Source organism: Streptomyces sp. NPDC002870 (assembly GCF_042888505.1).
GTDB lineage: Bacteria > Actinomycetota > Actinomycetes > Streptomycetales > Streptomycetaceae > Streptomyces.
In genome coordinates this window covers 104,118-118,442 of record NZ_JBIAPW010000007.1, presented here as the reverse complement: position 1 = coordinate 118,442, position 14,325 = coordinate 104,118, and the positions used below count along the sequence as shown (strand labels likewise).

Annotated in this window: 9 protein-coding genes and 3 pseudogenes; 6 read left to right on the top strand and 6 right to left on the bottom strand. The window is 68.5% G+C overall.

Translation table 11 applies throughout. The features are described 5' to 3' along the window. Positions 1 to 19 precede the first annotated feature (19 nt). The 3 genes from ACFYWY_RS11560 to rsmI form a co-directional block, all read right to left on the bottom strand. Complete coding sequence (locus ACFYWY_RS11560) at positions 20 to 889, bottom strand: TatD family hydrolase (RefSeq protein WP_389183387.1); 870 nt, start codon at positions 887 to 889, stop codon at positions 20 to 22. Positions 890 to 922: 33 nt separating this feature from the next. Next, positions 923 to 1,402 (bottom strand): hypothetical protein, encoded by a 480-nt coding sequence (locus ACFYWY_RS11555; protein ID WP_389183385.1) that lies wholly within the window; start codon positions 1,400 to 1,402, stop codon positions 923 to 925. A gap of 129 nt (positions 1,403 to 1,531) precedes the next feature. Continuing rightward, a complete protein-coding gene (gene rsmI / locus ACFYWY_RS11550) occupies positions 1,532 to 2,419 on the bottom strand; it encodes a 16S rRNA (cytidine(1402)-2'-O)-methyltransferase (protein WP_389183382.1) in 888 nt (295 codons plus the stop codon). Positions 2,420 to 2,472: 53 nt separating this feature from the next. Here rsmI and ACFYWY_RS11545 point away from each other — a divergent pair, with 53 nt between their 5' ends. The 3 genes and pseudogenes from ACFYWY_RS11545 to ACFYWY_RS11535 all read left to right on the top strand — a co-directional run. Then, positions 2,473 to 4,194: a dolichyl-phosphate-mannose--protein mannosyltransferase gene (locus ACFYWY_RS11545; protein WP_389183379.1), complete on the top strand. Its 1,722-nt coding sequence runs from the start codon at positions 2,473 to 2,475 to the stop codon at positions 4,192 to 4,194. Positions 4,195 to 4,469: 275 nt separating this feature from the next. Next, complete coding sequence (locus ACFYWY_RS11540; protein ID WP_389183376.1) at positions 4,470 to 5,024, top strand: SLATT domain-containing protein; 555 nt, start codon at positions 4,470 to 4,472, stop codon at positions 5,022 to 5,024. Between the two features lie 3 nt (positions 5,025 to 5,027). Next, positions 5,028 to 5,237, top strand: a pseudogene (locus tag ACFYWY_RS11535) (hypothetical protein); the annotation flags it as partial. A gap of 105 nt (positions 5,238 to 5,342) precedes the next feature. On the opposite strand, the gene ACFYWY_RS11530 reads toward ACFYWY_RS11535, so the two are convergent. From ACFYWY_RS11530 to ACFYWY_RS11520, 3 genes and pseudogenes are all read right to left on the bottom strand, one after another. Continuing rightward, on the bottom strand, positions 5,343 to 5,948 hold the full coding sequence (locus tag ACFYWY_RS11530; protein WP_389183373.1) for a class I SAM-dependent methyltransferase: 606 nt from the start codon (positions 5,946 to 5,948) through the stop codon (positions 5,343 to 5,345). 1,807 nt (positions 5,949 to 7,755) lie between these two features. Next, positions 7,756 to 9,187 (bottom strand): annotated as a pseudogene (locus ACFYWY_RS11525) (amino acid permease). 496 nt (positions 9,188 to 9,683) lie between these two features. Beyond that, on the bottom strand, positions 9,684 to 11,054 hold the full coding sequence (locus tag ACFYWY_RS11520) for an NAD-binding protein (RefSeq protein WP_389183370.1): 1,371 nt from the start codon (positions 11,052 to 11,054) through the stop codon (positions 9,684 to 9,686). Between the two features lie 367 nt (positions 11,055 to 11,421). Between ACFYWY_RS11520 and ACFYWY_RS11515 the strand changes: the two genes are divergently transcribed. The 3 genes and pseudogenes from ACFYWY_RS11515 to ACFYWY_RS11505 form a co-directional block, all read left to right on the top strand. After that, positions 11,422 to 13,062: a penicillin-binding transpeptidase domain-containing protein gene (locus ACFYWY_RS11515; RefSeq protein WP_389183367.1), complete on the top strand. Its 1,641-nt coding sequence runs from the start codon at positions 11,422 to 11,424 to the stop codon at positions 13,060 to 13,062. Between the two features lie 105 nt (positions 13,063 to 13,167). Then, positions 13,168 to 13,656 (top strand): YbaK/EbsC family protein, encoded by a 489-nt coding sequence (locus ACFYWY_RS11510; protein ID WP_389183364.1) that lies wholly within the window; start codon positions 13,168 to 13,170, stop codon positions 13,654 to 13,656. Continuing rightward, positions 13,653 to 14,306, top strand: a pseudogene (locus ACFYWY_RS11505) (EamA family transporter); the annotation flags it as partial. The gene ACFYWY_RS11510 and the pseudogene ACFYWY_RS11505, both read left to right, overlap by 4 nt. Positions 14,307 to 14,325: the final 19 nt, after the last annotated feature.

The window sequence follows — 14,325 nt, the reverse complement described above, 5'->3', positions numbered from 1 at the left end:
CCCTGTCCGCCGCCGCCTCTCAGTAACCAAACGCCTCCGCCGTATTGGCCGAGACCGCCGCGGCCAGCGTGTCCTCGTCGAGCCCCTTCACCGCCGCCATAGCGCGCAGCGTGACCGGAATGAGATACGGCGCATTGGGCCGTCCGCGGTACGGCGCCGGCGTGAGGAAGGGCGCGTCCGTTTCGACGAGTACGAGTTCGCGCGGGGCGGCGGCGAGGGCGTCGCGCAGCGGCTGGGCGTTCTTGAAGGTCACATTGCCGGCGAAGGACATGAAGTAGCCCGCGGCCGCGCACACTTCGGCCATTTCCGCGTCACCGGAATAGCAGTGGAAAACGGTCCGCTCGGGCGCGCCCTCTTCGGCGAGAATCCGCAGCACGTCCGCGTGCGCATCGCGGTCGTGGATGACCAGGGCCTTGTCGTGCCGTTTGGCGATCTCGATGTGCGCACGGAAGGAACGCTCCTGCGCGGCCATTCCCTCGGGGCCCGTACGGAAGTAGTCCAGGCCCGTCTCCCCGACGGCGCGGACCTGTGGGAGGGCGGCCAGCCGGTCGATCTCGCCGAGCGCGTCGTCGAGGGCGCTGTCGCCACCTGCCTCGCGGGCACCCTGCCGCGACCATCCTTCGGGGTCCCCCAGCACGATGCGCGGAGCCTCATTGGGATGCAGGGCTACCGCGGCGTGCACGCTGTCATGGGCGGCAGCGGTCTCGGCGGCCCAGCGGGAGCCCTTGATGTCACAGCCGACCTGGACGACGGTCGTCACCCCGACGGCGGCGGCGCGGGCGAGCGACTCCTCGACCGTGCCCTCCTGCATGTCCAGGTGGGTGTGCGAATCGGCGACCGGTACGCCGAGCGGTTCCGGCAGCGGCGGCGGGGCGGACTTCGAACTCATGGGCGCGATCCTACGAGGCTCGCGCCCAAGGCCTCACTTGCGGTGGAAGGGGTTCAGGAGGTCGGAGAGGTGCCAGTGATGGGCCTCAGGCGACTCGGTCTGCCCCTGCTGTTCCGTCTGCCCCTGCTGTTCCGTCTGTGGCGTCCGTTCCGCCTGTGCCGACCGTTCCGGCTCCGCCGACCGTTCCGGCTGCTCCGTGTGCTCTGCCCCCGGCGCCCCGGTCGGCGACACCGGCCTCTTCTCAGGGTTGAACATCAGGTCGAGGAACCCGCGGACCGAGGAGACCTGCCCCGCCCTCATGATCCGTACGACATGTCCGCCACAGGTCGGGCAGCTCGGGCTCGAAAGCGGGGACGGCACCCGCAGACCGTCAGCCTTGTAGACAACGTATTCCTGGCCCGAGCCGTCGATGTGGTGCTCAATCTCGTAGGACTGCTCCCAGCCGTGCCCGCAGCGCATGCAGGCGAAGGCGTACGCCTCGTGGACCTTGGCGGGGCCTGTGATCTCACTCATGCCAGCTCCTCTCCACTGACCCAGTGGACGCCCATTCCGGCGGGAGCGCATCAGCGCCTGTCGATTAATGGTGTGGTCTTTGAAGTTCCCATGCCAGAAAGGGCAAGGACGCGGTCAACGCTTTGCTTTTCACGATAGTCCTTTACCGTCTGCGGGGGCCGATCGATCCGCATTCTTTGCCGCGACGACGGCATCGAACACCTCGCGCTTGGGAAGCCCCGCTTCCGCGGCGACCGCCGCGATGGCCTCCTTGCGCCGCTCCCCCGCCTCCTCGCGCACCCGCACCCTGCGCACCAGCTCGGCCGCGTCGAGATCGCCGGGCCCGGCCTCAGGCGCGCCCTCGACGACGACGGTGATCTCGCCGCGTACGCCGTCGGCGGCCCAGGCGGCCAGCTCGCCGAGGCCGCCGCGCTTGACCTCCTCGTACGTCTTGGTCAGCTCGCGGCAGACGGCGGCCCGGCGCTCGGCGCCGAACACCTCGGCCATCGCGGCGAGCGTGTCGTCGAGCCGGTGCGGCGCCTCGAAATACACCAGGGTCCGCCGCTCCTGCGCGACCTCGCGCAGCCTGCCGAGGCGCTCGCCCGCCTTGCGCGGCAGGAAGCCCTCGAAGCAGAAGCGGTCCACGGGCAGCCCGGACAGTGCGAGCGCGGTCAGCACGGCAGACGGTCCCGGTACCGCGGTGACCTTGATGTCCTTCTCGACCGCGGCGGCGACCAGCCGGTAGCCGGGGTCGGAGACGGACGGCATGCCGGCGTCGGTGACAAGCAGCACCCGGGCGCCGCCGGCCAGCGCCTCGACCAGTTCCGGAGTACGGGCGGACTCGTTGCCCTCGAAGTACGACACGACACGCCCCCTGGTGTGCACTCCGAGGGCCTGGGTGAGCCGTCGCAGCCGCCGGGTGTCCTCCGCGGCCACGATGTCGGCGCTCTCCAGCTCGGCGGCGAGCCGGGGCGGCGCGTCCGCGACATCACCGATGGGGGTCCCTGCGAGTACCAGCGTTCCGTTCACGTAGGCCATCCTCGCAGGACCGGACGTACGACTCGCACAGTCGCGTTCCCTACGATGGCGCGGTGACCAGTACCGCGCCACAGACCCTTCAGGGCAAGGACGCCGATCCGCAGCCGCCCGGCTGGCAGCAGCGGCTGCGCAGATTCGGCTACGCGCCCCGGCCCGTGATCGGGCTGCGCGAACGCCTGGTGCCGCCATACACGCGCCCCTCCGAGCGGGTGTGGCCGGTCTTCGGCATCCCGCCGACGGTCGTGAACCCGCTGCTGCGCATGGCGGCTTGGGGCGGGCCGCTGCTGGTCGCGCTGGTCGCGGGCGTGCTGCGGTTCTGGAATCTGGGCGAGCCCGATGCGGTGATATTCGACGAGACGTACTACGCGAAGGACGCGTGGGCCCTGATCAATCAGGGCTACGAGGGCAGCTGGCCGAAGGACATCGACAAGGCGGTCCTGGCGGACCCGGACAAGGTCACCGTCCCGACCGACCCCGGCTATGTGGTGCATCCGCCGGTCGGCAAGTGGGTCATCGGCCTCGGCGAGCACTTCTTCGGCTTCACGCCGTTCGGCTGGCGTTTCATGGTCTTCGTGCTCGGCACGCTTTCGGTGCTGATGCTGTGCCGGATCGGCCGCAGGCTGTTCCGCTCGACGTTCCTGGGCTGCCTGGCGGGCGCGCTGCTCGCGGTGGACGGGCTGCACTTCGTGATGAGCCGCACCGCGCTGCTCGACCAGGTGCTGATGTTCTTCGTGCTGGCCGCTTTCGGCTGTCTGCTCATCGACCGGGACTGGGCGCGCAGACGCCTCGCCGCGGCGCTGCCGACGGACGAGGAGGGCGTGCTGCGCCCGGACGCCACAGTCGCCGAGACCCTGCGGCTCGGCTGGCGTCCATGGCGCCTGGCGGCGGGCGTGATGCTGGGCCTGGCCGCGGGCACCAAGTGGAACGGCCTCTATGTGATGGTCGCGTTCGGCCTGCTGACGGTGGCGTGGGACGTGGGCGCGCGCCGGACGGCGGGCGCGGTGCAGCCGTACAAGGCGGTGCTGAAGAAGGACGTCGTACCGGCCTTCGTGTCGACGGTGCCGGTCGCGATCGTCACGTACATCGCCTCCTGGACCGGCTGGATCGTCACCGACAAGGGCTACTACCGGAACTGGGCGCAGACGGACGGCAAGGGCGGCAGCTGGACCTGGCTGCCGGACTGGTTGCGCAGCCTGTGGCACTACGAGAACGAGGTCTACGACTTCCACGTCAACCTCACCTCGGGCCATACCTACCAGTCGAACCCGTGGAGCTGGATCGTCCTGGGCCGCCCGGTCTCGTACTTCTACGAGGACCCGAAGGCGGGCGTGGACGGCTGCCCGACGGACGCGGCGGACAAGTGCGCCCGCGAGGTCCTGGCGCTCGGCACGCCGCTGCTGTGGTGGGCGGCGTGTTTCGCGATCTGCTTCATCCTGTGGCGCTGGCTGTTCCGCCGCGACTGGCGCGCGGGCGCGATCGCCTGCGCCATCGCGGCGGGCTGGGTGCCCTGGTTCTTCTACCAGGAGCGCACGATCTTCCTGTTCTACGCGGTGGTGTTCGTACCGTTCCTGTGCCTTGCGGTGGCGATGATGATCGGCGCGATGCTGGGCCCACCGGGCTCGGACGAACGACGGCGGGCGCTGGGTGCGATCGGCGCGGGCGTGCTGGTGCTGCTGATCATCTGGAACTTCATCTACTTCTATCCGCTGTACACGGGCACGACGATCCCGCTGGAGGACTGGCGGAACAGGATGTGGCTGGACACCTGGGTCTAGCTGGGCAGACACACAACGATGGCGCGGCAGATTGCCGCGCCATCGTTGTTGTTAGTGGACGTTGTTGGCAGAGCGGAAGACGGGGCCCTTACCCGCACAGTTGCCTCCTCAGGGAGAAGGGTCAACAACAGGCAGAGGAAGCGAGGTAACCCCGGCGGACCCGGACCTGCGGGGCTTCGACGAAACTGCCGGGGGCCCGTATTCCCCTGCCCTGCCGAGGACTCGGCCCGGCTCCAGGCGGACGCCGGCGCGCTTTGGGCCCGCATGCGTGGACCGTGGCGCGGATCTACGTTGTTCCCATGCGCGCGCTGGGTAGAAGGCCGAAACTAGGGGCGGCGGCCCGTAAGACGCTTGCGGACTGGCACAGGAATGTCCGCATCTTCCATATCGCCCATGAGCGGTCCGCTTCGTCGTTCCACAATCGCAGCCGCCAGTACGGGGTCGCCTCCTTGACACTTTCGGCGGTGGTCGGGACGGCAATCTTCGCCACGATCAACGAGTCGCCAGACATGGCGCTGCAGATTCTCGCCGGGCTGCTCAGCGTGCTGGCCGCGGTACTGGCCGCTTTGCAGTCCTTTCTCGGTTATCCCCAGCTCACCGAACAGCACCGGCAGGCAGTCCTCGCGTACGGCCGTATCCGGCGCCGGATGGAAGTCGCCCTCGCCGGAGATCCGGAGCTGATCACGAGCGAACTGCTGAGCGCGTTCGCCACGGAGCTGGATACCTTGCGCCTGACGGCTCCTTCCCTGCCCCAGCGAGTTCACGACCGCGCGGTGCAGGATGTGGACGAGGCGGAAGGCCGGGCCAGGGCACCGGCCGCAGGGGCATAACGGGTGGGCCCGCCGTGCCACCGCCGCCGCGGTCAGAGCGGCCGACATCGCCGAACGCTGCGAGGGCGCACGTACGCCGCTGCTGACCGCCGCCCCCACCGCCCCTCTCACCGACCCCGAACGCGAAATCGCTCTGCTCGCGGCCACCGGCACACGCAGCAGGACATCGCCGGAGCCCTTCACCTGTCGGTCCGCACCGTCGACAACCATCTCCAGCGCGACTACACCAAACTCGGAGTCACCACGCGCAGCGAGCTGGCGGGCGTCCTAAAGTTCCAGGACCGCAACAGGCGCCAGACTGCCGCACCGCGCCGCACCTCACCCCCGGACTTCCGCCTCCCGGGGTCTCCGGGCGCTGTACACGAAGGCCGGAGGGACGTTGCGCCAGACCGTACGAGAGGTGACGACCTCTTCGAAGATCTCACCCAGGAGCCTGCGGAAGCGGGCCGCCGGCGGTGAAAGCCTGGCGAAGGAATAGCCGAATGTCGTGAACGCCGACATCGGCCCCATGCATGAGGCCACGGCGTCGACGAGGCGGCGCTGCCGCTCGGCATCGAAGGCAGCGAACGGAAGGCCACTCACGATCAGATCCGCTTCGGACAGTCCGCGCTCCTCCATCAGTTTCGCCAGGCGCGTCGCATCATCAACGATGACTTCAGTGCGTGGATATCGGTGTGTGAGGAAATCCGCCATGAGGGGATTCACTTCTATCGCCAGATGACGCCCCCGGCCGGCCAGACGATGCTGAATCTCCGCGCTGAACGCCCCGGTGCCGGGACCGAGTTCCACAACGAGGGGCTCGCCTCTGGCCGGGAGCGGAGCCGTCACAGCCGCGGCCAGCCTGGCCGAACTCGGCGCAACCGCGCCGGTGGTGCCGGGTGCACCCATCCACTGCCCGAAAAAGAACGCCGTGTCGCCCTTCATACATCCTCATCGCCTCGTGAAGTCGCATCAGGGCGCAGAATCCGCCCGCAGCGCCCGGGCTCACGAAACCAAGGGTTCTGGCGAGTGGTGATGAGTAATCGATGCTCATAGCCGAGTGCCGGTCGGAGTACCGACTACTGGGTACCGGATTCCGGCGCCCAACCGTATGACTCCCTGTCATTACTCATGCACACAGGGGAATCTCGGGAACCAGGCGCCTTCCACCGCCAGCAGCGCCCGACCACTGGACGCTGGACGACGGGGCACCAAGCACCCCACCGCCTTCTGGGCCAACGAGCTGGTCCTACCTCACCGTGCCTTCACCATCGCCGGATTCGACGTCACGATTGCGACCTCGGAGGGAGTTCAGAGAAGGCGGCAGTGTCGGGGTAGCGCGGCTCGATGACCCGGTCACGGCAGGGGTACGCGGAGTCAACGCAGTGGGACGACGGCGCCCACGAAGGCCTTACTCCCGGTGCGTTGTCGACGAGTTCGGCGTCCATGCCCTCGGTGGTCTTCTCGACGCTGCGGGATCTGGAGGTGACGGCCGGCTGCCGGGGGCTGGAGATCGGCACCGGCACGGCCACCGACAGCCTCACGAACCGGTACAGGAGGGCTTGTTCCCCTGACCCTTCGCCAGCAGCCTCCAAGGGAGCGACGAGGGAAAGCAACGACCGGTGCCCTGGGACTGTCAGTGCTGTCAGGTACGATTCGCCAGCCCATGATCAGCTCACTCGCGGCAGTTGTGAAACTTGGGCTTTGTGGACATTCCACCACTCAAGCGTGTGTGCGACGCGTCACCTAAGGCATGTGATCCGCGACACATTCACGTGTTCACTAGTTGGGAGTGCCGCTCTGAGCAGCCGTGATGGAACCCAGCACGTTGGGACGTGGGATTGCGCTGCGTGATCGAGAGTTCTTGCGTGTCGCGATAGGCCTTGCGCTCAAGGCAAGATGGGACGGCCGCGTACGCTCGATGTGACGTGGACCACATTCTGACCGGTCGCTTTGTGAGCCCGGCCAGAAATGGAGAGAGCCCCATCTCCTGTCGCCGGGAAGCACTGAGAGATGAGGCCCTCAATCAACAGCAGGTTGCAGGTAGGGGCCCCGATCTTAGGTCGGGGCCTTTCTACGTAGCCAGGAACTCCCTCACGATCTTGTAAATCGTGTAGATCGGCCCCAGCCAGCGCACCCGGTTGTATACCCGGTCCGCCTTGCCGCTCTGCTGCCCCTCTGGCTTGATCGCCATCGGGCCTGCTCCTTCCTGGAGCCCACGGTCGCAGACCCCCGGGGGTATCCACGAAGTGCAGGCGCTCAAGGAGCAGTTGATAGCGCACCAGAGTACCGGCGTACGACGATAACCACGCCCCGTGACGGCCACCCCCGGAATTCCTCGTACGGCTGTCCGGTGGCACCCGATGTCAAATCTGACGTTAGATCAAGCCGCCCTACTGCGATCAATCCCCGACCTGCAACCTTGTCGGCGTGAAGGAGGGGACTGCGTGCCAGTTCCCTACGGGTAAGTCGCGTAAATCACATGGCAACGGATGAACCAGGTCGCATGCGGAATCCGTACATCCGAGCCGACGGGCCGATGTTGACGAGCGAACGGAAGGCGGAGCAAGTGTGCCCCCAGACGCAAAGCTGCAGTTGAACCAGCATGCTCCGCTCGACACGAACCTTGTGCTGGGTGCAGGTCGATGGAGCTCGATGTGGCGCGGCTACGGATACCGAAGGACCCGATACCCACGTCAGGTCGTGGTCTTGCCCCAGTAGTCCTCAAGCATTTCCGCGGGCGTACGGCGTACTACGGTTTCGTGACCGCGTGCCTGGTGTCCGTGCGCAGCCGGTCCCGGACCACCGAGATCGCCACGACCAGCGCTGCCACCAGTACGGAAAGGATCACCTGCTCGCGAGCGGCGTCATCGGTCAGCATGTAGACCAGGACGAACGAGATCATCGCGATGGTCGCCCACGTCAGGTACGGGAAGAGCCACATCCGTACGACCAGCTTGTCCGGCGACTCGCGCAGCAGGATTGCGCGCATCTTCAGCTGGGTGAAGCAGATGACCAGCCAGACGAACAGAGCGACCGCACCGGAGGAGTTCAGCAGGAACAGGAACACCGTGTCGGGCCACTGGTAGTTGAAGAAGACTGCGACGAAGCCGAACACGACCGATCCCACAATGGCGGCCAGCGGCACGCCGCGGCTGTTCGTGCGGGCGAACGCTGCGGGCGCGTCGCCGCGCTCGCCGAGCGAGAAGGCCATACGAGAGGCGGTGTACAGGCCGGAGTTGAGGCAGGACAGCACGGCGGTGAGGACGATGACGTTCATGATCTGGCCGGCGTGCGGGATGCCGATCACGTCGAGCGCCGCTACGTACGAGCCCTTCTCCTTGATCGCCGGGTCGTCCCATGCGAGCAGAGAGACCACGACCAGGATCGAGCCGAGGTAGAAGATGCCGATCCGCCAGATCACGCTGTTGGTGGCCTTGGTGACGGCGCGTCGCGGGTTTTCGGACTCACCGGCGGCGAGGGTGACGATCTCGCTTCCCATGAAGGAGAAGACGACCATCAGGATGCCGGTGAGGATCGCCCCGGGCCCGTTGGGCAGGAACCCGCCGTGGCCGGTCAGATTGGCCAGGCCCGTGGCTTCGTGGCCGGAGCCGGGAAGTGCGCCGAACATCGCCAGAGCGCCGATCAGGATGAAGCCGGCGATGGCGACGACCTTGATCCCGGCAAACCAGAACTCGAACTCACCGTAGGAGCCGACCGAGACCAGGTTGGTCGCCGTGAGGACCACCATGACGATGAGGGCCCAGCCCCACTGCGGGACCGCCGGGACCCAGCCCTCGAGGATCTTCGCGCCGGCGGTGGCCTCGACGGCCAGGACGACGACCCAGAAGAACCAGTACAGCCAGCCGATGGAGAAGCCGGCCCAGCGGCCGAGTGCCCGGTCGGCGTATGCGGAGAACGAGCCGGAGGTGGGGTGGGCCGCGGCCATCTCGCCGAGCATCCGCATGACGAAGACGACCATCGCGCCGACCAGGGCGTACGGGTCCGGCGGCCGCGATCCCGGAGGCGGAACCGACGAACAGGCCGGCGCCGATCACACCGCCGATCGCGATCATCGACAGATGACGGTTCTTGAGCCCGGCACGGAGGCCGTCCGCCGAAGGCGTCTGCCCGCTCTCAGGGGGTGACGGAGCCACGTCGGTGTTCGTGGGTTTCGCGCTCATGCTCAGTCCTTACAGAGGGAAGGAATCGTGGCAAAACCGGCCTGGGGGTCGTGTACGTGCCGAGCGGGTGGGACGACGGTGTGTACGACCACGGGGAAGGCCGGAAGGCCGATCCCCCGGAGCGCATCTGCCTGTTCGCAGCCTGCTCGCCGTTGCCGGTGCCCACGTGCCGGGTGAGGACGGCCGCCCGGCCGATCGGGCTCGCGTACGAGGAGCCGCCGGGGGCGAGGACACGTGACGGTAGGGAGCGCCAAGGGGGGTGACCCGGCGCGCTGAATCGGGGTACGCAGACGGTAGGAGCGAACGCGGCCGGGCCACCATGGACAGATGTCACGCGCGCCGGAGCCCTGTTCAGACATATGCTCAAACGCGGTCGCGGGAGTGCGGCGGAATTCGCCCTACGAGCACGGCGACAGCACGGCGACCGGCACGGCGATGCGGCAAGGTCCCGACAGCCGGTGGCTGTTGGGACCTTTCACGGCCAGGTGGTCGGGTGTCAGCCCGCGAGAAGCGCGGCGGCGATCTGCGCGTGGGCGTCGCCTCCCTGCGGGTGATCGCAGCGGTCTGCCAGTGGCCACGGCAGGAAAGCCCCGTCCCCGCGCTGCACAAGCAGCCGCTTGCCGTGTGTCACGACGCCCCGCGGCCGCAGCCCGCTCAGGCTTGCCGTCGTATACGCGGCGGTCAGGCTGTTGAGGTCGTGGACGTCGCCGATCCGGAACAGGGAACGGGTCTCCGCGATGGCCTCGTGCTCGCCCGCGCGCATGACCACGCGCAATTCGGGCGCGACGGCCAGTGCGGCCACCGATACGGCGATGTTGTCCAGGTCGTCGGAGGCCACGGCAGCCAGCGCCTGGGCCTGCGGCAGACCGAGCGTGCTCAGCACGAACCGATCGGTCGCGTCGGCGATGACCACGGGCACGCCCAGCGCCCTGGCCAGGCGCAGGTTCGGCGCTGCCGGATTCCGCTCGACCGCGATCACGCCGATGCCCAGAGCCTGCAGCTGGGTGCACAGGCGCAGGCCGACCTGTCCGAGCCCGACGACGACCACATGCCCGGCCCGCGGCAGGGCACGGGAGCCCACGATGCCGACCGCGCGCGGTCCCAGCAGGCGATCAACCATGCCCGCGGTGAAGACCGCAGTGAAAACAATGGTGACGAGCATCGCGACGGCGGAGAACGCCAGATAGGCGTCCGAGCCGTGGGCGGCTGCCGGGCCGACGGCGGATACTGTTCGCGCCGCTTCGAACAGCGCCTCGACGGGTGAGCGGTGGTGGAAGGCCACGGCCCAGGCCCAGTCGGCCACCAGCACCGTGAGCAGCCCGGCCAGACCCGTCAGCATGATCCGCGAGCTGCCGTCGTGCGGTCGCAGCTGCCCTCGGATCCTGCCCAGCCGGGCCCGCCATCGCAGCGACCGTGGCGGCCGCCACGGCTCCAGGTGCACAGTGTCGTCCTGCCAGCGGGCACCGGTGTGGCCCGTGGATGTCCGGGTGAGGCTCAGCAGACCGGGCTGGAGGCAGGCGGCCAGGAGAACGGGTGCGGCGACATCGGCCGGCGAGGTGACCTGGCAGTTCGGGAGTACGCGCAAGAGCTGCTCGCTGACTGTCCGGTCGAAGACCGTCACGACCAGCTTGACGTTGGGGCGGATGTGCTCGACGGCGAGCGCGTAGCGCAGGGACTCGACGTCGTCCTCGAGGAGCACCGCGACGCCGGCCACCTCCCGCCGCAGCGCCCGGCGCAGATCCTCGTCGGTGGGACGGTCGAGGTGGCGCACGAGGTGTCCGGCCGACTGCAGCTGACCGCAGACCCTGCGCGCCATGTCGCTGCCGATCACCACGAAGTACTGCTGTGGCGCTGCGCTCTCGGGCATCGCTACGTACTCCCTCACCTCTCGGGTAGGTGGGAACGCTAGGGGCGCGGACCGCCTGTGTGCTCGTCCCTGTGTCTGACATCGGGGGGCCATTGGTTGTACGACTGCACAAGGACGACTGGGGCGACGGCCTGCGCCTCGGTCAGCTGCGCTCGTCGAGACGCGGCCGGAGAGCGCGCGGACCTCCCCTGCGTCATGGCTTGCGTCATGCTGCTAGCCCTTCACCGGACCCGGACCTGACCGTCGCGGTCCGACAACGACCAACTCTCCTGTCACCCCTGTCCCGTAGAGTGCACGCGTTGCATGTCCTTGAACGCGCTTTTCGATAGGCGCAGTCAGGGAGCTCCTGGGGAGGGGGACTGCACAGATGCGCAGTGGAGCGAAGGTCGCCGTCGTCGGCGGCGTATTTCTGGTGGTCGCCAGTGGCGTGGGCTACGGCGGCTACAACCTGTACAGCGGGCTGACCGGCGGGGACGGCGCGGACACCAAGTCCGCATCCGCGACCAAGAAGAGCGGGCCGCCGGACGCCGATGAGATCGACAAGACCGCGAAGGGCTTTCTGGAGGCCTGGGCGGGCGGCAACGCGCCGGAGGCCGCGCAGCTGACCAACAACGCCGCGAAGGCGGAGCCGCTGATCGCCGGGTATCGCGAGCAGGCTCACGTGTCCGAGGCCGTGATCACGCCGGGGAAGGCGGTCGGCTCCAAGGTGCCGTTCACGGTCAGTGCGACGGTGACGTACGAGGGGCAGAGCAAGCCCTGGTCGTACGCCTCCGAACTGACCGTCGTGCGCGGGCTGACCACCGGCAGGCCACTGGTCAACTGGGCGCCGGCCGTCGTCCACCCGAAGCTGACCGAGGGCGCCACCCTCAGGACGGACAAGGCGTCGGCCCCGCCGATCAAGGCCGTGGACCGCAAGGAGCGGGAGCTGACGAAGGAGAAGTACCCGTCGCTCGGGCCCGTTCTGGACTCGCTGCGCAAGAAGTACGGCGAGGACGCGGGCGGTACCGCCGGCGTCGAGCTGGCCATCGCGTCCACCAACGAGTCCACGCCCGACCAGACCCTGCTGACCCTGACCGAGGGCAAGGAGGGCACGCTGAAGACCACCCTGGACGCGGATGTGCAGGCGGCCGCCGAGAAGGCGGTGAAGAAGTACAGCCAGGCCTCGGTTGTCGCGATCAAACCCAGCACGGGCGAGATCAGGGCCGTCGCCAACAGCCCCGCCGAGGGCTACAACACGGCCATGATGGGCGCGCAGGCGCCCGGCTCCACGATGAAGATCGTGACCGCGACGATGATGATGGACAACGGGATCGTGGGCGGCCCGGGGACGAAGGTGGAGTGTCCGCCCACCGTCTCGTGGGAGGGGGTGACGTTCGAGAATCTCAAGAAGTTCGAGATCAAGGGCGGCACCTTCAAGGACAGCTTCCGCCGTTCCTGCAACACCGCCTTCATCAAGGCCGTCAAGCCCCTCACCAAGAAGAACATCGCCGGTACGGCGCTGGGCGACACCGCCCGTAAGTACTTCGGCATCGGACTCGACTGGCAGACGGGCATCGTCTCCGTCGACGGCACTGTGCCCGAGTCCGCCGGCGCCGAGACCGCCGCCTCGTACATCGGGCAGGGCAAGATCACGATGAATGCCCTCAACATGGCCTCCGTCACCGCCACCGCGAAGAGCGGCGGCTTCCGCCAGCCGGTGATCGTTCCGCAGTCCCTCGACAACCGTGAGCTGGCCGAGGCAGAGCGACTGCCCGGCTCCATCGCCCAGGCGCTGCGCGAAATGATGCGCGCCACCGCGCAGTACGGCACGGGCCAGTCCGCGATGGCCGGCGTCGGCGGCGACAAGGGCGCGAAGACCGGCTCCGCGGAGGTCGACGGACAGGGCAAGTCCAACAGCTGGTTCACCGGGTACGCCGACGACCTGGCCGCGGCCGCGGTCGTGCAGTCCGGCGGGCACGGCGGCGACGCGGCGGGACCGGTGGTCGCTCAGGTGCTGCGCGTCCGCTGACGCCGTCCCGCTGACCACCCGCCGGTCGCCCGCCGATCGCCCGACGGTCGCCCGCCGTGAATACGTGCTCGCATGGCCCGTACAGCTACAGCTAGCGTGCGGGCCATGAGCACTCAAGACACCGACGCCCACCCCCGTTTCGCCCAGGCGCTGCGCGAGTTCGGACTCGAGGTCCCGGTCCGCCGCTTCCCCGACGCCACGCGTACCGCCGCCGAGGCCGCCGTCGCGATCGGCTGCGACGTCAGCGAGATCGTCAAGTCGCTGATCTTCGAGGCGGACGGCGCTCCGGTGCTGGTGCTGATGGACGGGTCGTCGCGGGTGGACGTCGAGCGCGTACGCCAGGAGCTGGGCGCCGAGTCCGTCAAGCGCGCGGGCGCCGATCTGGTCAGGAAGACCACCGGGTACGCGATCGGCGGCGTGCCGCCCTTCGGCCACGCCACCAGGACCCGGGTACTGGCCGACCGCCGGCTGCTCGACCACGACGTGGTGTGGGCGGCGGCAGGGACCCCGCACACCGTCTTCCCGCTCGACCCCAAGACGCTGATCGCGCACGCGGGCGGCGTGCTGGTGGACGTACGCGAGCGCACGGCGTGACAATTCTCGTCGCCGCGGCGGTCCTGATTGCAGCGGTCACGCACGCCAGTTGGAACGCGATCGCAGCCACCATCAAGGACTAGCTCGTCGCTTTCACGCTGATCGTGGGCGGCGCGGCGGTCATCGGGGCCGTGCTGGCCTGCTTCTCACCGCTGCCCAGGGCCGGCGCCTGGCCGTATCTGGTCGCCTCGGCACTGCTCCACGTCGGCTACCAGGCGCTGCTGATGCGGTCGTTCAGCCTGGGCGACTTCGGCCAGATGTATCCGATCGCGCGGGGTACGGCACCGCTCGTGGTGACCGTGCTCGCGGCGGTGTTCGTCGGCGAGACGCTGAACCGCTGGCAGCTGGCGGGCGTGGTGCTCGCGTCGGCGGGGCTGGTCGGCGTGGCGCTGTGGGGCATGAAGGGATCCGGCAAGCGGCCGCACTGGCCCGCGCTGCTGGCCGCCCTGGCGACCGGTCTTTCGATCGCCGCCTACACGGTCGTGGACGGTGTGGGCGTACGCGCGTCGGGGTCGTCGGTCGGCTATATCGCCTGGCTGATGATCCTGGAGGGGATCATGGTCCCGGCTTACACGTTCTACGTCCACCGGGGCGGCCTCATCGCCCAGTTGCGGCCGTACGCGGCGCGCGGGCTGCTCGGCGCGGTGCTGCGGCGATCTACTGCCGAAT